This window comes from Kitasatospora sp. NPDC001175 (assembly GCF_053598215.1).
On record NZ_JBSFJU010000013.1, the window covers coordinates 58,866 to 78,113 of the forward strand.

The 19,248-nt window shown below is 73.2% G+C and carries 14 protein-coding genes and 1 pseudogene; 9 read left to right on the top strand and 6 right to left on the bottom strand.

What is annotated here, in order from left to right; genetic code table 11:
* Positions 1 to 8 precede the first annotated feature (8 nt).
* Positions 9 to 1,010, bottom strand: a complete 1,002-nt coding sequence (locus ACWDAK_RS12540; protein WP_427393299.1) for a nucleic acid/nucleotide deaminase domain-containing protein — start codon at positions 1,008 to 1,010, stop codon at positions 9 to 11.
* Positions 1,007 to 1,732: a WXG100 family type VII secretion target gene (locus tag ACWDAK_RS12545; protein ID WP_427393298.1), complete on the bottom strand. Its 726-nt coding sequence runs from the start codon at positions 1,730 to 1,732 to the stop codon at positions 1,007 to 1,009. The genes ACWDAK_RS12540 and ACWDAK_RS12545 overlap by 4 nt, the downstream gene beginning before the upstream one ends.
* A 277-nt stretch (positions 1,733 to 2,009) precedes the next feature.
* On the opposite strand from ACWDAK_RS12545, the gene ACWDAK_RS12550 reads away from it, so the two are divergent.
* Entirely contained in the window at positions 2,010 to 2,813 is an 804-nt protein-coding gene (locus tag ACWDAK_RS12550) for an MHYT domain-containing protein (RefSeq protein WP_427393297.1), read from the top strand.
* Positions 2,814 to 2,908: 95 nt separating this feature from the next.
* Here the strand turns inward: ACWDAK_RS12550 and ACWDAK_RS12555 are convergent, their stop codons facing one another.
* Positions 2,909 to 4,603 (bottom strand): hydrogenase maturation protein, encoded by a 1,695-nt coding sequence (locus ACWDAK_RS12555; RefSeq protein ID WP_427393296.1) that lies wholly within the window; start codon positions 4,601 to 4,603, stop codon positions 2,909 to 2,911.
* Between the two features lie 422 nt (positions 4,604 to 5,025).
* Here ACWDAK_RS12555 and ACWDAK_RS12560 point away from each other — a divergent pair.
* Positions 5,026 to 5,503: pseudogene (locus tag ACWDAK_RS12560) on the top strand (NUDIX domain-containing protein).
* Positions 5,504 to 5,626: 123 nt separating this feature from the next.
* Here ACWDAK_RS12560 and ACWDAK_RS12565 read toward each other — a convergent pair.
* Positions 5,627 to 7,087, bottom strand: coding sequence for an NCS2 family permease (locus tag ACWDAK_RS12565; RefSeq protein WP_344637821.1), 1,461 nt, complete (start codon positions 7,085 to 7,087; stop codon positions 5,627 to 5,629).
* Between the two features lie 370 nt (positions 7,088 to 7,457).
* Between ACWDAK_RS12565 and ACWDAK_RS12570 the strand changes: the two genes are divergently transcribed.
* The 3 genes from ACWDAK_RS12570 to ACWDAK_RS12580 all read left to right on the top strand — a co-directional run bounded on the left by ACWDAK_RS12570 (position 7,458) and on the right by ACWDAK_RS12580 (position 10,569).
* Entirely contained in the window at positions 7,458 to 7,730 is a 273-nt protein-coding gene (locus ACWDAK_RS12570; protein WP_344637820.1) for a DUF2530 domain-containing protein, read from the top strand.
* Positions 7,731 to 7,781: 51 nt separating this feature from the next.
* Entirely contained in the window at positions 7,782 to 10,238 is a 2,457-nt protein-coding gene (locus ACWDAK_RS12575) for an HAD-IC family P-type ATPase (protein WP_427393295.1), read from the top strand.
* 91 nt (positions 10,239 to 10,329) lie between these two features.
* Complete coding sequence (locus tag ACWDAK_RS12580) at positions 10,330 to 10,569, top strand: hypothetical protein (protein WP_344637818.1); 240 nt, start codon at positions 10,330 to 10,332, stop codon at positions 10,567 to 10,569.
* Here ACWDAK_RS12580 and ACWDAK_RS12585 read toward each other — a convergent pair.
* Together ACWDAK_RS12585 and ACWDAK_RS12590 are read right to left on the bottom strand one after the other, a co-directional pair.
* The gene (locus ACWDAK_RS12585; protein ID WP_427393294.1) at positions 10,533 to 13,826 is read right to left on the bottom strand and encodes a sacsin N-terminal ATP-binding-like domain-containing protein; all 3,294 of its coding nucleotides are present in this window, start codon (positions 13,824 to 13,826) and stop codon (positions 10,533 to 10,535) included. The two genes, ACWDAK_RS12580 and ACWDAK_RS12585, sit on opposite strands and share 37 nt — an antisense overlap.
* 263 nt (positions 13,827 to 14,089) lie before the next feature.
* Complete coding sequence (locus ACWDAK_RS12590; RefSeq protein ID WP_344637879.1) at positions 14,090 to 14,971, bottom strand: DUF3027 domain-containing protein; 882 nt, start codon at positions 14,969 to 14,971, stop codon at positions 14,090 to 14,092.
* Between the two features lie 638 nt (positions 14,972 to 15,609).
* Between ACWDAK_RS12590 and ACWDAK_RS12595 the strand changes: the two genes are divergently transcribed.
* The 4 genes from ACWDAK_RS12595 to ACWDAK_RS12610 all read left to right on the top strand — a co-directional run bounded on the left by ACWDAK_RS12595 (position 15,610) and on the right by ACWDAK_RS12610 (position 19,235).
* Positions 15,610 to 16,962, top strand: a complete 1,353-nt coding sequence (locus ACWDAK_RS12595; RefSeq protein WP_427393319.1) for an MFS transporter — start codon at positions 15,610 to 15,612, stop codon at positions 16,960 to 16,962.
* Positions 16,963 to 17,108: 146 nt separating this feature from the next.
* A complete protein-coding gene (locus tag ACWDAK_RS12600; RefSeq protein ID WP_344637817.1) occupies positions 17,109 to 17,645 on the top strand; it encodes a hypothetical protein in 537 nt (178 codons plus the stop codon).
* A gap of 8 nt (positions 17,646 to 17,653) precedes the next feature.
* Positions 17,654 to 18,400 (top strand): futalosine hydrolase, encoded by a 747-nt coding sequence (locus ACWDAK_RS12605; protein ID WP_344637816.1) that lies wholly within the window; start codon positions 17,654 to 17,656, stop codon positions 18,398 to 18,400.
* Positions 18,393 to 19,235 carry a 1,4-dihydroxy-6-naphthoate synthase gene (locus ACWDAK_RS12610; protein ID WP_427393293.1) on the top strand — a complete coding sequence of 281 codons (843 nt, stop codon included), beginning with the start codon at positions 18,393 to 18,395 and terminating at the stop codon, positions 19,233 to 19,235. The genes ACWDAK_RS12605 and ACWDAK_RS12610 overlap by 8 nt, the downstream gene beginning before the upstream one ends.
* Positions 19,236 to 19,248 lie beyond the last annotated feature (13 nt).

The window sequence follows — 19,248 nt, forward strand, 5'->3', positions numbered from 1 at the left end:
CGTCGACTCTACTGTCCCTTGCGGGCCCGCTTCGCGGGCCGCTCGGCCCGCCTGGCGTCGGCGGCCGCCTTGTCCTTCGCGCCCTGGTCGTCGAAGTCGTGCTTCCCCATCGTGCCACCGTAGTTGCCGGCGTCGTGGTCGTCCTTGAGCTGCTTGACGTAGGCCCTGTGGGCCCAGTCCCGGTCCTTCTGGGGGATGCTGTTGTTGTACTCGACGCCGTGGGAGACCGAGAGGTCGGAGTTGTGCGGCTCGAAGTGCCTGGCCAGCCAGCGTTCGCAGTTCGCGTTCTTCTGGCAGGGCGCCCGTTCCGTGTAGAGCTCCTTGACGTTCTGCTCCTTGCCGCCGAGCAGGGGCTTTCCGATCGACCGCTCGGAGTGGCTGCGGAGGTCACCGCTCCGGCCCACCACGATGAACTCGCCGTCCTTGTCCTTGTACCGGAGCGCCGCGTAGTTCTTGCCCTTGTAGTCGGACTCGCCCCGCCGGGCCTCCTCCACGGCCCGCGAGAGCTCGGTCGGATCGTCGATCTTGTCGCTGTGTACCTTCTCGCCGGGCTTCTTCGGGTCCTTCTGGGCGTGGTACTTCTTCTCCATGTCCTTCGCGGACGGGTCCTTGACCTTGCCGCTCGAGGAGTCGAGGAGGGTGTGGACACCGGACTTGTCCTTCGGGTCCAGGTCCACCAGCTTGCCGCCCCGGATCTCCTGGACCCTGCCGTCGTCATGGACGAAGTACTTCTTGCGTCCGCCGCCGTCACCGCCTCCACCGCCGCGCGAGCCGCTCGGCCCGGCGGGCTCGTGAGGCGCGCGGGGCCCGTTCTTCGGCTCGCTGTCCAGCATCCGCTTCAGGTCGCCGGCGTGCTTGGCGTCGGCCTCGCGGGTGTTGTGGGCGACCTTCTTCAGGTTGTCCCCGGTCGAGTGGTAGAAGTCCTTGACCGCCTTGCCGGCGTCGTCGGCCAGCGTCTTGCCGAGCTTCTCCGCCCCGTGCTCCAGGGCCTTGGTCACCTGGTTGGTCACTCGAAGCTCACTCCCGCGATCCGCGACTGGAAGGTCTGGGCGTGCCCCGCCACCGTCTCCGCGTGGTCGTGCATCATCCGCGCGTGCTCCTCCACCGCCGCCGGGTCGATCCGGAAGCCGGAACCGCCCGCGCCGCCGCCGGAGATCCCGAGGGCCGACCCGGCGGCCTGGAACACCAACCCGCTGACCGCCCGCCCCACCACCTCGACCAGCGGATCGATGGCGGCCTCGATCACCTGGCCGATGATGTACTGCTCCAGCTGCTGCTCCAGGTAGTTGACCAGCTTCCGGGCGGCCGCCTCGATCGCGACCACCGCCGCCTCGGCCAGCCCGAAGGTGGCCACCGCAGCCGCCTGGTCGGCCACGAACGCCGCGGCCATCAACACCAGTTCGGCGATCGTCTCGACCTTCATCGCCACGATCACCTCGGCCGCCGCGTCCAGCGCCGTGGCCACCACATGACAGGCCTGCACCAGCTCGTCCATGTGGCTGCCGGACAACTGCGCCCACTTGGCCAGCAACGCCTCGTACGAAGCCCCCTGGTACGCCTCGCCCAGCCGCTGGATCGTCGCCGTCGAATCCCGGTGCGCCGAGTCGATGCTGTCCGCGAACTCCCGCACGTGCGAGGCGAACTCACGGACCTTGTCCTCGTTCACCGTCGGCCAGTTGATGCCGATGAACGACAGGAAAGAAACCACCTCGCCAGGCAGTTCGATGGCCATGACGCCCCCTCGCCCCGACAGCTCTCCCGCAGTCGGATCGTAGTCCAACTTCCGTGTCATCAAGAAGGCCACGGTGAACGGCGGTCGCCGCGACACCGCTCCTCCCCGGCGCCTCCATCTCACGGAGCAAGCCTGGGAATCCGGTGGAGCTTCCCGCGCCACTCGTGCGTTGATCGTGAAGTACCCGTACTGACCTGGGAGTTCACCGAAACCACGGATCTTGCCCACATCCCGGGGCATGGCTACTGTGCCTCGCTGTCAGGAACACAGCACCGGCATGAACCCCCCCCCCATCCAGGGAGTCCTTTTGGGTCACATCCACCATGCGGTCTACGGCTGGCTGACACCGGCAGTCTCGTACGCCGTCGCCTGCATCGGCTCCCTGCTGGCACTGCGCAGCACCCGCTGGGCCCTGCTCACCAGGGGCCGGACCAAGCGCAACTGGCTGACGTTCGCCTCGTTCTCACTGGGCCTCGGCATCTGGAGCATGCACTTCATCGCCATGCTCGGCTTCACCGTCTCGGGCGTCGAGATCCGCTACGACGTACCGCTGACGGCGCTCAGCCTGCTCGTGGCGGTCGCGGTGGTCGGCGCGGGCATCTTCACCATCGGCTACAGCAGGCGGCCGCTCGGCGCCGTGCTCGTGGGCGGCGTGTTCACCGGCCTCGGGGTCGCGGCGATGCACTACCTGGGCATGGCCGCGATGCGGCTGCCGGGCTCGCTCTCGTACACCCCCGTCACGGTCGGGGCCTCGGTCGCCATCGCGGTCCTCGCGGCCACCGCCGCGCTCTGGGCCGCGCTGAACATCCAGGGCACGCTCGCCGTGGCCGGCGCCGCCCCGGTGATGGGCGTGGCGGTCTGCGCGATGCACTACACCGGCATGGCGGCGGTCTCGGTGCACCTCGACCCGGGCGAGGGCTCCGCAGCCAGCGGCATGGTCGCCCTGGAGTTCATCTTCCCGCTCGCCGTCGGCCTCGGCACGTACGTCTTCGCCAGCGCCCTCGCCTTCGCCGTCGCCCCCAGCAAGACCGCGCGGCGCCCGCCCGTCCTCACCGGCCGGGCCGCCCCGCTCCGCCGATAGCGCGGTACGGCTTCCGCGCCGGTGAACGGCGGCGCGGGAGGACAGCGCCGGGGTGCGGGGCCGCTCGTCGCAGCCCCGCACCCCGGTGGGAGTCCTCAGCCCCTCAGGTGCTCCGGCGTCGCCGCCGGGCACACCTTGTGCACGAAGGCGCGCCGCAGCGCGTGGTACGGCTCCCCGGGGCCCCTGAAGTTGCGCCGCATCTCGGCCAGCTCCTCCTCCCGGTAGGCCGCGAGCGGCTTCACCGCCTCGTCCTCGGCCCGCCGCCGCTTCTTCTCCAGCAGCCGCGCCGCCAACCCCGGTGCCGCCGCCAGTGCTTCGGCCCGCCGTACCGTCCAGGACCGGAACTCCGCCGCGCTGCCGGACTTCGTCCGGTCCACCAGGCCGAGCAGCCGGGCCTGCCGGGCGCCGACCGGCAGCGCCGCCGTGGTCAGCCGGGCCGCCCACTCGGGGCCGACCCGGCGCGGCAGGGTGTACGTCCAGTACTCGGAGCCGTGCAGGCCCATCAGCCGGTAGTGCGGGTTGAGCACCGCCGACTCCCGGCACCACACCTCGTCCGCCGCGATCGCCAGCATCAGACCGCCGGCCGCCGCGTTCCCGGCCAGGGACGCGACCGTGAGCTTGTCCTCGGTGGTGAGGATCGCCTCGACCAGGTCGTCCATGGCGTTGATGTTCTGCCAGGACTCCTCGGCGGGGTCGGCCGCGGCCTCGATCACGTTCAGATGGATGCCGTTGGAGAAGAAGTCCCGGGCCGGGCCGAGCACCAGGACCGAGGTCGGACGCTCCACCGCCTCGCGGTACGCGGCCAGCAGCCGCCGGCACTGCCCGGTGCTCATCGCGCCGCCGGGGAAGGTGAATTCGAGGTAGCCGACCCTCCCCTCCTCCCGGTAGCGGATCTGTGACCAGGTGTCCTTCCGCCAGGCCGCCGCCACCGGAGAGATCGGCGAGTGCGGTACGTCCGCCACCAGGTCGCCGAGTGCCTGGACGGCCGGCAGCTTGTAGGTCGCCGGCCCGTCGGGAGCGCGCCGCGGGCGCAGTTGCGGGATCCAGACCGCGCCGTCCACGGTGGCGCGGCAGATCGCGCCGTCCCGGGTGGCGATCACCGAACCGGGCACGCCCCGGAGTTCGTCCTCGGCGTGCCCGCCGTGCAGGAAGAACTCGCGTCCGTACAGCTCGTCCAGCACACCCGGCTGCGAGTCGGCGGAGCGCAGCTTGCGCAGCACCGTGGCGGTGTCGTCCGCCGCCCAGTCGATCCGCCTGAACTCCTGCTTGTGGTACGGGCGGAGCCGACCCTGCACGTCCCAGCGCCCGTAGTCCAGCGGCTCGGGCGCCGGCCACCCGCTCTCGAAGCGGTCCACCGCCAGCAGGACCGCCTCCAGGGCCGCGTCGGCGACCTCGTTCCGGTACAACTCGCTCTTGCCGCACGGCGGTACGGGGTACGGAACCGAGGCCCAGATCGGACCCGCGTCCATCTCGGCGACCGCCTGCAGCACCGTGACGCCCCACTCGGACGCGCCCTCGTGGATCGCCCAGTCCAGCGAGGACGGGCCGCGGTCCCCCTTGGGGCCGGGGTGCACGATCAGCACGGTGTGCCGCGACCAGATGTCCTCCGGTATCGCCCGGGTGAGCATCGGCGCCAGGATCAGATCGGGCCGGAAGCGGGCCACGCCGGCCCGTACCGGCTCGTCCCCGAGGGCGAGTTCGACGCCGACGTGGTGGCCCCGCTCCCGCAGTTCGGTGTGGACGCGTTGGGTGAGGCTGTTGAACGCGCTGGCGATCAGCAGGATGCGCAAGGTGCCCTCCGACAGTGTTGTCAGCAGTGCTGTGTAATCCCCCGGATCTGTCCGTCCCTCGGGCCGCACAGGCCCCGACGACGGTACGCACCTCGCGACTTCACGTCACCGGGGCGTGCAGCACCAGACACCCGCCCGACCCCGGGCCGCGGGCCATCCAACCATGGCCATGCCACACAAACAGCCGTGATCGTCTCAACTCCCCAACCCCTCACGGTGTTCGCACAAACACGCGACCAGGCGCCCGATCGCCCTACAGAACGTTGACTTCCTCCTTGCCCTAAGGGGCGAGGATGCCGGCTGTGCGTACCGTGCGGGGACTTCGCCCCGCACTGGTGTGCGTCGCCGGTGGTTGGCGCTTCACGGACCGCCTCATGGCAAGGTCTCCACGCCCTGACACCGCACGCCCTGCGGCGTCGAGGATGTTCTTCGCGGCGTTCACATCGGCGTGGTCCCGATGCCGACAGGCGGTGCACCCGAAGTCCGCTTGGCTCTCACGGTTCTTCGGGTCCACGTGCCCGGCCAAGTTCGCGCCAGGCATGTGGGACCTTCCGGTCGGCAAGAGCGAACCCGGCGAGCCCATCACGTAGACGGCCGTCCACGAGCTGAAGGAGGAGACCGGCCTCGTCGTCACTCCCGAGAACCTGCGCCTGGTCCACGGGCCGAGGAGTAGAGGCACCCCACGGCTTCCCGACCGTCGTCTTCGCCGCCCACTCGTGGTCAGACGAACTGACGAACGGGGAGCCCGAGAAGCGCTCAGAGGTCGCTTGGGTAAGCGCCGCCGCCATTCCCCAGGAGTTCGTGTCCACCACGAGGGTGGCCATGCTCAGCTACCTCGGCAACGGCCCCAGTGTCTCCCTCGACTCGTGGCAGGGTGGATCACTGGCACCGGCATGGTGATCTCCCGCCTCGGCGGCCGTGTGGGCGCTGTTCCAAATTCAAGGGCCCCGGGAACGCGGCGAGCCCTCCCTCCGGAGCGACCCGGCGGGAGGGCTCTAAACCACGCCAGGGCGCGGACTCGCGTCAGCTGAGGCCGAACGCCGGCATCAGGTAGTAGAAGGCGAAGACACCCGCGACCGCGTACAGCGCCACCGGCACCGACCGGCCGCGACCGGCGGCCAGGCGCAGGACGCAGAAGGTGATGAAGCCGAAGCCGATGCCGTTGGTGATCGAGTACGTGAACGGCATCATCACCATGGTCAGGAAGGCCGGGACGGCGATGGTGTAGTCGCTCCAGTCGATCTCCCGGACGGAGTTCGCCAGGATCAGGAAGCCGACCGTGACCAGTGCGGGGGTGGCCGCCTGGGCGGGGACCATGGTGGCCAGCGGGGTCAGGAACAGGGCGCCCAGGAAGAGCCCGCCGGTGACGATCGAGGCGAAGCCGGTACGGGCTCCCTCGCCGACGCCCGCGGTGGACTCCACGAAGCAGGTGTTGGCCGAGGAGGAGGTGGCGCCGCCGAGGGCGGTGGCCACACCGTCGATCATCAGCACCTTGTTGATGCCGGGCAGGTCGCCCTTCTCGTCCAGCAGGTGCGCCTCGTCCGCGACGCCCAGGATCGTGCCCATCGCGTCGAAGAAGCAGGACATCAGCACGGTGAAGACGAAGAGCACACCGGTCAGCACGCCGACCTTGTGGAAGCCGCCGAACAGGCTGACCTTGCCGACCAGGCCGAAGTCGGGCGCGGCGACCGGGTTGCCGGGCCAGGCGGGGACGGTGAGGCCCCAGTGCAGGGCGGGGATGGTCGCCAGCTTGTCGACGATCACCGCGACCAGCGTCATGGTGACGATGGAGATCAGGATGGCGCCGGGCACCTTGCGGACCACCAGGACCAGGGTGAGCAGCAGCCCCAGGATGAAGACCAGTACCGGCCAGCCGTTGAGGTGGCCGTTGCCGCCGAGCTGGAGCGGGACAGTGGTGTGGGCGGCGTCCGGGATCCGGCTGACGAAGCCGGAGTCGACCAGGCCGACCAGGCCGATGAACAGACCGATACCGATCGCGATGGCCTTCCGCAGCCCGAGCGGCACCGCGCTCATCACCCGCTCGCGCAGGCCGGTGGCGACCAGCAGCATGATCGCGAAACCGGCCAGCACCACCATGCCCATGGCGTCGGCCCAGGTCATCTTGGGCGCGAGCTGGAGGGAGACGATGGTGTTGACGCCCAGCCCGGCGGCCAGCCCGATCGGCACATTGCCGATGACACCCATCAGCAGGGTGGTGACACCGGCGGTGAGGGCGGTCGCCGTGACCAGCTGGCCGCTGTTCAGGTGGGCGCCGGTCACGTCCGTGCCGCTGGCGAGGATGATCGGGTTCAGCACCAGGATGTAGGCCATGGTGAAGAAGGTGGCGATACCGCCGCGCACCTCACGCGGGAGGCTGGAGCCCCGTTCGGAGATCCGGAAGAAGCGGTCCAGGGGGCCCTTGGGGGAGAGGGCGTCCTGGGGAGGCTCGGGCGACGTGGCGGTCGGCTGGGCCAGCGGAGACATACGGGAGGTCCTCGTCGGGTGGGGGCGGAGGAGGAGGGGAAACCCGGAGCGACGGTGGCCGGGTTCCGGGAGCACCGAGCGGTCAAGCCAACACGCCGGAGCCAACCGGAACCTCAAGTATGTGTGCCTCGGTCGTGCACTCGCCATCTTCGCGCGTAGAAGGCATCCCTTACGATCACCTGCCGTATGACGACCGATCACCCCGGGCCAACCGCGGGCGGGTCGACCCCACGAGAGCCCGGCCGGCCACGCGAAGACCGACCGCTCGGGCACCCGGCCGACCGAGGGACCGGGAGCGAGCCGGCCGGGCCCCGGAGATCCCGGCGGCCATCCGAGCCGCCGGCCCCGTCGCCCCCGTACTCTTGGGGCCATGCCCAAGACCCCGCTGCGCCCCTCTCCCCCGCCGCTCGAAGCGAACGACGTCGCGATCGTCGGCGGCGGCACGGTGCTGTGGTTCGTCGCCTTCGTGGTGCTGCTGCCGTTCCACAGCACGCTGGCGCGGAACGGGCACGGCAACTGGCAGTGGATCTGCCTGGCCGGCGGCTGCCTCGGCCTGATCGGCCTCTGGTACTGCCGCGCCCGCCGGGACGCCATCAGGCGCAGCAAGGCGGCCGCCGAGCCCCCCACCCCTCGGTTGGACTGAATCGCCTCGCAGCGGGCGCACCGGAGATAGCGCCCGCCTACAGTCGGTCCCATGACGCACCCGGCTGAAGAGACGGCGGACGCCGGCCGCGGTCCGGCGAACCCGGGCGCCCGTTCCCCGGGGGCCGGCCCCGGCCGCCGGAGCGGGCTGAGTGCGGCAGAGGTCGCCGAACGGGTCGCGCGCGGCCAGGTCAACGACGTACCGGTCCGCTCCAGCCGCTCGGTCGGCGAGATCGTCCGGGCCAATGTGTTCACCCGGTTCAACGCGATCATCGGCGTCATGTTCGGGATCATCCTGGTGGTCGGACCGATCCAGGACGGGCTGTTCGGCCTGGTGATCGTCGCCAACACCGGCATCGGCATCATCCAGGAGCTGCGCGCCAAGAGGACCCTGGACGGCCTGGCACTGATCGGCGAGGCCAGGCCGCAGGTCCGCCGGGACGGCTCGGTCCAGCAGATCGCGGTGGCCTCGATCGTGCTGGACGACACCGTGCTGCTCGGCACCGGCGACAAGGTGGTCGTGGACGGCCTGGTCACCGAGGCGGACGGGCTGGAGATCGACGAGTCCCTGCTCACCGGCGAGCCCGATCCCGTGCTCAAGCACCCGGGCGCGGTGGTGATGTCCGGCAGCTTCGTGGTCGCCGGCGCGGGCGCCTTCACGGCCACCAAGGTCGGCCGCCAGGCGTACGCGGCCCAGCTGGCCGAGGAGGCGACCCGGTTCACCCTGGTCCGCTCGGAGCTGCGCAGCGGCATCGACAGCATCCTGCGGTTCATCACCTACCTGCTGGTCCCGGCGGCCATCGGCCTGATCGTCAGCCAGCTGGCGGTGGAGCGGCACGACTGGCGGGAGGCCGTCCGCCGAATGGTGGCCGGCATCGTGCCGATGGTGCCCGAGGGCCTGGTGCTGCTGACCTCGGTGGCCTTTGCGATCGGCGTGGTGCGGCTGGGGCAGAAGAAGTGCCTGGTGCAGGAGCTGCCGGCGATCGAGGGGCTGGCCCGGGTGGACACCGTCTGCCTGGACAAGACCGGCACCCTTACCGAGGGCGGGATGGACGTGGTCGAGCTGCGCCCGCTCGCGCCGGCCGGGCAGCCGGCCCGGCCCGTTCCCGCCGAACCGGCCGTACTGCGGCGGGCACTCGGTGCGATGGGCCGGGCGGACGCCCGCCCCAACCCGTCCATGCAGGCCGTGATCGACGCCTACGGCGGCCCCGACGGCGAGGACGGTTGGCGGGTACTGGAGGCCGTGCCGTTCTCCTCCGCCCGCAAGTGGAGCGGGGTGCAGTTCCTGGAGCCGCAGGGCGGCGAGGCCAGCTGGCTGCTCGGCGCGCCCGACGTCCTGCTGCCCGGGGACCACCCGGCCCTGGGCGAGGTGGACGAACTGGGCGCCAGGGGCCTGCGGGTGCTGCTGCTCGGCCGCTCACCGCTCCCGCTGGACGCGCCGGACCCGGCCGGCCAGCTGGACCCGCTCGCCCTGGTGGTGCTGCAGCAGCGGCTGCGCGAGGACGCGTCCGCCACCCTGCGGTACTTCGAGAGCCAGCGGGTCGAGGCGAAGGTGATCTCCGGCGACAGCGCGGTCTCGGTCGGTGCGGTCGCCTCCCACCTGGGCCTGCCGGGCGCCGAGCACCCGGTGGACGCCCGTACCCTGCCGAGCGGGACCGCCGAGCTGGCCGAGGTCGCCGACCGGACCGCCGTCTTCGGCCGGGTGACCCCGCAGCAGAAGCGCGAGCTGGTCGGAGCGCTCCAGTCGCGCGGCCGCACGGTGGCGATGACCGGCGACGGTGTCAACGACGTGCTCGCCCTCAAGGACGCCGACATCGGCGTGGCGATGGGTTCGGGCAGCGAGGCGACCCGGGCGGTGGCCCAGATCGTGCTGCTCGACGACCGCTTCGCCACCCTGCCCGCGGTGGTCGCCGAGGGCAGGCGGGTGATCGGCAACATCGAACGGGTGGCCGGTCTGTTCCTGGTGAAGACGGTCTACTCGGTGCTGCTGGCCGTCCTGGTGGTGATCTGCCACGTGCCGTACCCGTTCCTGCCCCGGCACTCGACCGTGCTGAGCTCGCTGACCATCGGCGTCCCGGCCTTCTTCCTGGCGCTCGCCCCCAACACCGAGCGGGCCAGGACGGGGTTCGTCCGGCGGGTGCTGCGGCTCGCCGTGCCGGGTGGCGTGATCGCCGGTACGGCCACCTTCACGGCGTACATGCTCGCCCGGGCCGACCACGCGACCGGCCTGGAAGCCGACACCAGCGTGGCCACCCTGACCCTCTTCCTGATGGCGATGTGGGTGCTCGCACTGGTGGCCCGGCCGTACACCCCGTGGCGCCTGGCCCTGACCGGTGCCATGGGCGCGGCGTTCGCCCTGGTCCTGTGGGTCCCGTCGCTGTCGCGCTTCTTCGAACTCTCGCTGGTCGGCCTGCGCGATCCCCTCGTCGGGGTGGGCATCGCCGTGCTCGCCGGGATCCTCCTGGAGATCGTCTGGCGCTTCGTCGTCCGCCGGACCGAGGAGAGCTGATCCGAGGAGGGCTGCCCCGAGGCCGCCGGATCCGGGGGCGCTCGGCATGGTCGCCGTCCAGCGGGGAAGGGTCCCGTCGGGAGGGGGCGCAATGGCGGATCGGGACGGGGAGTTGGAGGCGTTCATCGCCTTCTGCGGCGGGCTGGCGGTCACTCTGCTGGTGCTACTGGCCCTCTGGCTGGTGGCCGGCGGGTCGTCGACCACCGAGCCGGGGTGGTGGCTGCCGACGGCCGGCACCGCCGGGCTCGGGGCCACGGTACTGACGTACCGCAGGCTCCGGGCCCGGCGCACGGCTCAGGACTCGAAGTCCCGGGCGGCAAGCAGCTCGTAGGCCCGGTCGGGCTCGGTGAGCGCGGCCAGGATCTCGAACCTCCGGTGCCACTGGCCGACCGACCAGGCGAGCCCGGCGGCCAGGCCCTCGGGGGTGGCCGCGTGCAGCAGTCCGGGCACCGGCGGCACCTCGAACTCGTCCTCCTCGTCGGCGGCTTCGACGTCCTCGGGGTCGTACGGAAGCTCGGGCGCGGTGGCGGCGGTGTCCCAGCGCCAGCCGATCGCGGCCTCCTCGCCGTCCGGGCCGACCACCAGCAGCTCCTCGTGCTCCTCGTACACGGCGGGGCAGCCGGGCAGCAGTTCCCGCACCACGGCGGGGGTCCGGTGCAGGGTGCCCTCGGAGAGCACCCGGCCGCCCGCGACCTCACTGGCCAGCGAGACGTGCAGCCGTTCGGCGAGTTCGGCGGCCCGCTCGGGCGCGACCGGCAGCACCGGGTGGTCGTGCAGCAGCTCGACCAGGTCGGGGGCGTCGGCGACGACCGCCTCGGCGGCGTCCACGACCACCGTGCCGTCGGGCCGGCGGCCGGTGCCCTCGTCCAGCGGAGGAACGGCCCTCACCTCGTCCAGCGACTCGATCCGATCTGCCGGAAGTGCCGCCAACGCGCTGTAGATGCCGTGCAGTTGGCGGTGCGAGACGCCCGCCGCCGGATCGACCAGGCGGTCCAGCAGCTCGTCCGGGCCGTGCGGCTCGGCGAGCAGCGCGGCCAGTGTGGTGCGGACGCCCAGCGCGTGCAGGAAGGGCTCGTCCAGGTCGGTGCGGGCCTCCTCGTAGAGGCCGCGCAGCAGCGGATCGGCCCCGGCCGCGCGCAGCCCGGCGGGCTCCCGGCCGCCGAGCACCGGGTGGTCGCGCAGCCACCAGGCGGTGTACGGCGGCAGGTCGGTGTACGAGCCGTCCGGGAGCAGGGTGCGCACCGGGTTGACCACCGCGTCGCGGTACGGCGGGCGGGCCAGCAGGGCCAGCGCCTCGGGCCAGGCGTCGTCGTCGATCAGGTCCAGGTCGCGCACCGCCAGCAGCTCGGCGGCGACCGGCGGTACGCCCAACTCGCCGTCGTCGTCCGCGTGCAGGGCCTCCAGGGCGTCCTCGCACCACTCGGTGAGGCCGTCGGGCGCCTCGTCCAGCAGGCCGGCGGGACGCCCGCCGGCGGCGCGGTCGGCGGGTGCGGTGGGATCGAGCCGCTCCAGGTCGTCCGGGTCGAGCACCACGTCCTCGGCGCGGACCAGCACGAAGGTGTTCAACACCCCTGCCGCGGCCAGGACTTCGGCACCCCAGCGCTCCAGCAGGTCCTCGTCCACGTACCCGGCGTCATCCTCGCGGGCGAGCGCGGCGAGCGGGCTGTCGGGCAGGATCAGCTCACCGGCGCGGGTGAGTTCGCCCTCGTCGTCCATCAGCGCGAGCCGGGCCAGCCAGGGGTGCTCGCCCGAAGTGGCCCCGGCGGCCTTGACCAGCGCCAGCACGGCGTCGGCGAGGTCGACGGCGGCGTCGAAGTCGTCCTCGCCGAGCTCCAGCGAACGCGCCACGGCCGCCCGCACCTCGGGGGTGTCCAGGATCCCGGCCGGAGTCGCGGTGCCCGCGCCGAGCTTGGCCAGCAGCGGGTGGGCGGCGTCGGGGTGGGCCAGGCGCAGGTCGAGCAGCCCCAGCGCCTCGGCGAGGGTCTCCGGGTAACCCTCGTAGCCGGCCCAGTCGGCGGCGTCGGAGGGCAGCAGGACCCGCCGCGGACCGGTGACGGTGCGGCCGTCGGCGAGCGGCACCGGCAGCGCGCCGAGCGCCTCCGGGTCGGCCCCGGCCAGCGCCGCGTACAGGTTGCGCCACCAGGCGGGCTCCCGCTCCAGTCCGCCGAGTTGGTCGACCACCTCGGCCAGCGGCACCCGGCGCACGCCCAGCACCCGCAGCTCGGTGCGGCGTTCGAGCCCGGCCGGGAGCAGCCCGGGGAAGATCGGGGCGAGCGCCTCGACCACCGAGTGGTCCGCGCCCTCCAGAAGCGTCGCGTCCCGCGGCCGGAGCGCGGGCGTGCCCTCCTCCACCGGCGCCGGGTGCGGCAGGAACGGCGTCCCGGGCAGGCGCTCGATGACCGCCGCGCGCACCGCGTTGTCGAGCGCGCCCTGCCCGAGCGGGCCCGGCACCAGTGAGAGCGAACCGAGGTCGGCGCCCCGGGCCCGCAGCAGTTCGACGTACGCGTCGGCGGCGCGCTCGGTCAGGAAGTCGGTGAGCGGACCGGGCGCGACGTGCCGCCGGGTGGGGTCGAGCGGGTACCCGGCGATCAGCAGGGCCGGTACGCCCAGGGGTTCGTCGCTCGGGGTGGGCGCGTGCACCACGGGCAGCGTGCGCGGCGCCTGCGGCGCGCCGTCCCCGGCGACGGGCACCGCCCAGGTCACCGTCCAGTACGGGCGGGCGCGTTCCTCGGTGGGCCGGTCGGCCAGCAGCTCGGGCGCGGTGGTCCCGGCGAGGGCGACGGTCTGCCAGACGGTCTCGGCACCGTTGTCGGTGATGGTGACGGTGGTGATGCCGTTCGGCCGCTGCGGCGCGGCGGTCCGGGTGAGCGTACGGGTCCCGTCCGGGGTCTCCACCACCACCTCGGCCAGGCCGGGCAGGGTGAGCAGCAGGGCGTCGTCGATCTCGGCGAGCAGACGGCGGGTGAGGTCCTCGGCGGCGGTGTCCCGCAGCGGCAGCACCACCACCGTGTCGTACCCGTCGGGCGCGGCGCCCTCGGCCGGGAACGGCAACCGCAGCAGCGGCACATGGCCCTCGCGGCGGCGCAGCTCCTCGGCGAGCTCCTCCCGCGCCTCGGTGAGCGCGTACGCCTCGGCCAGCGACCAGCGCACCCCGCCGTGGGCGCTCAGCACGGCGGGCTCGTCGGTGACCGCCAGCACGGCGGAGAAGCCGACACCGAACCGGCCCACCGTGGCACCGTCCTCGGCCCGCTTCGCCGAGGCGCGCAGGGTGGAGAGCGACTCCACCGCGGTGGCGTCCAGCGGCGCGCCCGTGTTGGCGGCGGCCAGCACACCGCCGCGCAGGGTCAGCCGCAGCCGCCCGGGAGCGGTGCCGGCCCGCGCGGCGGCGTCGGCGGCGTTCTGCGCCAACTCGACGATCAGCCGGTCGCGGTAGCCGCCGAGAGCCAGTTCCTCCTCCGCGTTGGCGTCCTCCCGGAACCGGGCAGGGGCGGCCGTCCACGCCTCCAGGACCCGACGGCGCAACCCGGTCGTGTCGAAGACGTCGGGGGCCTGCTCGTCCGTACCGCTGCCGATGATCCGAGGCTCCACTGGCCCTGCCGCCTTCCGCCGTCTCCACCCTGCCTGCGTACGGTGGGCATTCTCCCTCGCCCGGCCCGCTGCCACCGACCAGGGGTGAGGCAGGGCCGTTCGCGCACGGGGGAACAGCCCCGGGCGCGGGGGCCGGCGGGCACGTCAGGGCACGGGGAGCCGCGCGGACCGGAGACTCCCGGTACCGCGCCGGAGCCCACCGGGCCGGCTTCGCCGTGCGGAGGGCAGACGGCCCGGTCCACTCACCCAGCCCGCCCAAAGGCTCAGGAGTGACCCAGCTCCTCGGCCGGGGCGTCGGGCTCCACCGAGCCGCTGGAGCGGTCGGGGTGCAGGTGGAGCGGCTCCACCTTCAGCTCGTCCAGGATCAGCTCCGAGGGCACCGGCGGAGCCGGCAGCACCGCTGCCTCCGAGTGGCCCCCGCAGCCGTAGGAGAGTGAGACCACCTGGCCGTCCGCCGGACCGAACTCATTGCCGCAGATCCCGAACGCCTGCCCGAGTGACCCGCCGATCGGCACCAGGAAGCCGCAGCTGGAGCAGTGCGCCGGAGCGGACTGCGCCATCGGCGTCTGCGGACCGTACGCGGTCTCCCAGCGCTCGGCGGCCAGGTGCAGCCCGAACCGGGACAGCACTCGGGGCCGACCCATGCCGAGCTCCTCCGCGACGGCGCCGATCTGGGCGCGGGCGGGCGCGGGCTGGACGCCGGCGTCGGCGACCACCACGTCCTCCTCGGCGGCCAGTGCGACGGCGGAGTTGGGGGCGGGCTCGTCCTCGCCGGTCCAGCCCGGCTCCAGGCGCAGGTCCTCGGCGCCGGTCGGCAGCAGGTCCCCGGGCCCGAGGTCGCCGGGGCGCAGCCGCTCGCTCCACGGCACCCACTGCGGGGCGAGCACCGCGTCCTGGCCGGGCAGCAGTACGACCTCGTCCAGGGTGACGTTCTTGGCTCGCGGCGCGCGGGCCACGGTGATGGCCCAGTGCCAGCCGCGGTAGGCGGCGTCCAGGCACTCGAAGGTGTGGGTCACCACCCGGTCGGCGTCCGCCTGGGCACCGAGGTGGGCGCCCACGAGCTCGGCCCCGACGCTGTCGACGGCGGCCTGGCGGGCGAGTTCGACGGCCTCGGCACAGAGCCGGTCAGGGGTACGGCTTCGCATCGCAGCACTCACGGCGTCGATTCTCTCCCAGTTCTGTTGCCTGCGGTCCATGGCCGGCGGTCCAGTGCCGTCGGTCCCTTGCCAGCGTTCCGTCGCCCGCTCCGCGCGGTCGCCCGCTGCGGCCGTCCGTCGCGGTCGGACCCGAAGAGCTCTCCGGGAAGTGCTCCCGAAAGAAGGCTCCGAGAACCTCCACCGGACCGTGCCACGGGTTCCGGCCCCGCTGGGTACCGTGCTCCCATTCTGCGCGACCCGGAACCCTCATGGAGACCGGCCGCGCCGCCCACCGGGTTGCGCACACGCGAAGTGCAGGCTACCCGCCGGTCGGCCCCCTTCGACAGTCCGGTGCCGACGTCCCGGCGGAGCCGCGCCGATCGGCACCGGTTCCCTCGTGCGGTGAGGGTTCGTCGGGCAGGATGACGTACGTGGCGGACGAGACCCCGTCGCGGCACGCACTGCACGGCCAGCGGGCAGGACTCCCCCCGGAGCCGGCCGACGTGCCGCGACCGCAGCAGCTGGTCCCCCCGGGCGGCGCCGCGCCGCAGTCGGAGGGCGGCTCCGCCCCGCCCGCGACGGCTCCGGGGCCCGAGCCCTCCGGCGCCGGGGACGACCTCTTCACGGCCCCCGGCGGACGCCGCAACCTGCTGCTCCGCGGGGCCTGTGCCGCCGGGCTGCGCACCGGCAGGCTGGTGCACTACACCGGCCGGCGGATCCGCCGCGCGACCGCCGCCGAGGGCGCGGGCGAGTCGGGGCTGGCGAAGCTGATCGAACTGCACACGCTGAACTCCTTCGGCGACATGATGATCACCGTCGCGCTGGCCTCGACCATCTTCTTCTCGGTCCCGACCGGCGAGGCCCGCGGCCGGGTGGCGCTCTACCTGCTGATCACCATGGCCCCCTTCGCCCTGCTGGCCCCGGTGATCGGCCCGCTGCTGGACCGGATGCCGCACGGACGCCGCTCCGCGATGGCGATGTCGATGCTGGTCCGCGCGGTACTGGCGTGGAGCATGGCCGGCACGGTCACCGACGGCGGCCTCGCGCTCTATCCGGAGGCCCTCGGCGTGCTGGTGGCCTCCAAGGCGTACGGGGTGGTCCGCAGCGTGGTGGTGCCCCGGCTGCTGCCGACCCGGCTGTCCCTGGTGAAGGCGAACTCCCGGGTCACCCTGGCCGGGCTGCTGGCCACCGGACTCGCGGCCGGCCTCGGCGGACTGCTGCACCTGCTCGGGCCCGGCTGGCCGCTGCGCGGAGCCTTCCTGGCCTTCGTCATCGGCACCCTGATGGCCTTCCACCTGCCGCACAAGGTGGATTCCGCCAAGGGCGAGCAGCGGGCCGTGCTGCACGCCGACGAGCAGTACCCGGCCCTGCCCGACGGGAGCACCGTGATGCCGGAGAAGGCGACCCTGCGCACCGTCGGCCCGTCGGTGATCCTCGCCCTGCGCGTGGTGGCGACGCTGCGCGCCCTGGTCGGCTTCCTGGTGATGTTCCTGGCCTTCCTGCTGCGCGAGGACCCGGTGGGCGACCTGCCGCCGACGGTCAGCCTCGGCATCGTCGCGGCCGCGGCCGGCACGGGCAACGCGCTCGGCTCGGTGCTCGGTTCCTGGCTGCGCACCAGGGGCTCGGAGGCCACCGCGACGGTGATGCTGCTGCTGGCCACCCTGGCCGCGGGAGCGGCGGCGCTCTGGTACGGGCTCGCCACGGTCGCCGTGGTGGCGGGCGCGGCCGGGGTGGCCGCCTCGCTCGGCAAGCTGGCCCTGGACGCCCTGATCCAGCGGGACGTCCCCGAGGCGGTCAGGACCTCGGCCTTCGCCCGCTCCGAGACGCTGCTCCAGCTGTCCTGGGTGGTGGGCGGCGCGGTCGGCATCCTGCTGCCGCTGGACGGCGCGCTCGGCCTCTCGGTGGCCGCGGCACTGGTCGGCCTGGTGCTGCTGTGGACCGTACGGGCCCTGCTCAGGGTCGGCCTCCGCGGCCCGGCGGCCCGGCCCCGGGTCGCCTGAGCCCCCGGGGCCGCGTGCCCCCGGAAGATGCGCCGGCCGACACCCCGGCGGGTTCCCGTGCGTCGAGCCGGTCCGGATGACACGGGCGGCGGAGACTTGCCCACCCGGGCGCACCTTGATCGGCACTGCCCGGTAGATTCGTGCCCATGAGCCTCAGCACCCGTGTCATCGCCGCCGTCGGCGCCGTTGTCGTGATCGGCGCCGGCACGGTCGCCGGTTCCGTCGCGTACGCCAGCGGTAAGGGCCAGCCCGAGCACCCGCTGGCCACCCTGGTGGTCGGCCGGTCCTCCATCCACGCCGGACCGACCTGCTACAACGACGGCAAGCCGCTCAACAAGGACGCCATCACCAAGTGCCAGGCCGACGCCAAGAAGGCCGGTGACGAGGGCACCCTGCCCACCTCGGACGTGACCAGCACCGACCGGATCGGGGTCGGTGTGGACCCGAGCGTCTCCGACACCGGCTGGTGGGCCGCGACCGACGGCGGCCAGGGCCAGGCCCAGATCGCGTCGCTGCGCACCAGCTCCACCTTCTCCGGTATGCAGCCCGCCTCCGCGCTGCTCTCCACCAGCTCGGAGAACACCCGGGTCACCGTGGTCGAGAACGACGCGAAGACCGGCGACATCATCGCCGCCTGGTTCTTCGACCTCAAGAACAAGGACTTCGTCCCGACCGCGCAGTGACGCGGCGAGTGACGCGTCCGTACGACGACGAGCAACCGGAGGCGCAGGCCGCCCGGCTGCTCGTCGTCACCGCCGTACCCGCCGAGGCCGAGGCCGTGCTGCGCGGGCTCGGCAGCGACGCCACCCGGCTCGTCGTCCCCGGCGGTGAACTGCACCGCGCCCGGCACGCCTGCGGCGTTGCGGTGGACGTGCTGGCCGGCGGTGTCGGCCCGGCCGCGGCGGCCGCCGCGACGGCGAGCCTGCCCTGGCTGCACCGCTACGAACTGGTGGTCTCGGCCGGCATCGCGGGCGGCTTCGCCCCGCACGCGCCGATCGGGTCCGTGGTGGTCGCCGACGAGATCCTGGCCGCCGACCTGGGCGCGCAGACCCCCGACGGCTTCCTGGACGTCGCCGAGCTGGGCTTCGGCAGCGTGCGCCACACACCGGCCCCCGCCGCCGTCCGCCGCGCCGCCGGAGCGCTGGGCGCCGCGCACGGCACCGTACTGACCGTCTCCACGGTCACCGGCAGCGCCGAGCGGGCCGCCGAGCTGGCCGCCCGCCATCCGCGGGCGCTGGCCGAGGCGATGGAGGGCTTCGGGGTCGCCGAGGCCGCCGCCCGGCACGGGGTGCCGGTGTTCGAACTGCGGACCGTCTCCAACGCCGTCGGCCCGCGCGACCGCTCCGCCTGGCGGATCGGCGACGCGCTCGCCGCGCTGGAGCGGGCCTTCGCCCACCTGCCGTACCCGGAACTGCTCCAGGAGGTCGGACATGGCTGAGCCGCTGCGGATCGCCTACTCCCCCTGCCCGAACGACACCTTCGTCTTCCACGCCTGGGCCCACGGTCTGGTCCCCGGCGCGGCGGCCCCCGAGGTGACCTTCGCGGACATCGACATCACCAACGGCCTCGCCGAGCGCGGCGAACTGGACGTACTGAAGATCAGCTACGGCCAACTGCCCTGGGTGCTGGACGAGTACGCGCTGCTGCCCTGCGGCGGCGCGCTGGGCCGGGGCTGCGGCCCGCTGGTGCTCACCCGCGAACCGGGCGCGGAGCTGACGGGACGCCGGGTCGCGGTGCCGAGCGAGCGCTCCACGGCCTACCTGCTGTTCCGGCTCTGGGCCGCCAAGGCGGTGCCGGGCGGCTTCGGGGAGATCGTGGTGCTGCCGTTCCACGAGATCATGCCCGCCGTCCGGGACGGGCGGGTGGACGCCGGCCTGGTGATCCACGAGGCTCGGTTCACCTACCAGCAGTACGGCCTGCACAAGCTGGCCGACATGGGCGAGGCCTGGGAGCGGGACACCGGCCTGCCGATCCCGCTGGGCGCGATCGTCGCCCGGCGCTCGCTCGGCGCCGAGCGGCTGCGCGAGCTGGCCGGGACGATCCGCACGTCGGTCGAGCTGGCCTGGCAGGACCCGTCGGCGTCCCGCCCGTACGTGCTGGCGCACGCCCAGGAGATGGACCCGGACGTCGCCGACCAGCACATCGCGCTCTACGTCAACGAGTTCACCGCCGACCTCGGCGAGGCCGGCTGCGCGGCCGTGCGCGGCCTGCTCACCCGGGCCGCCGCCGAGGGACTGGTACCGGAGGTCGACCCGGAGGCGCTGGCCTTCTGACGCCCGGCAGGGC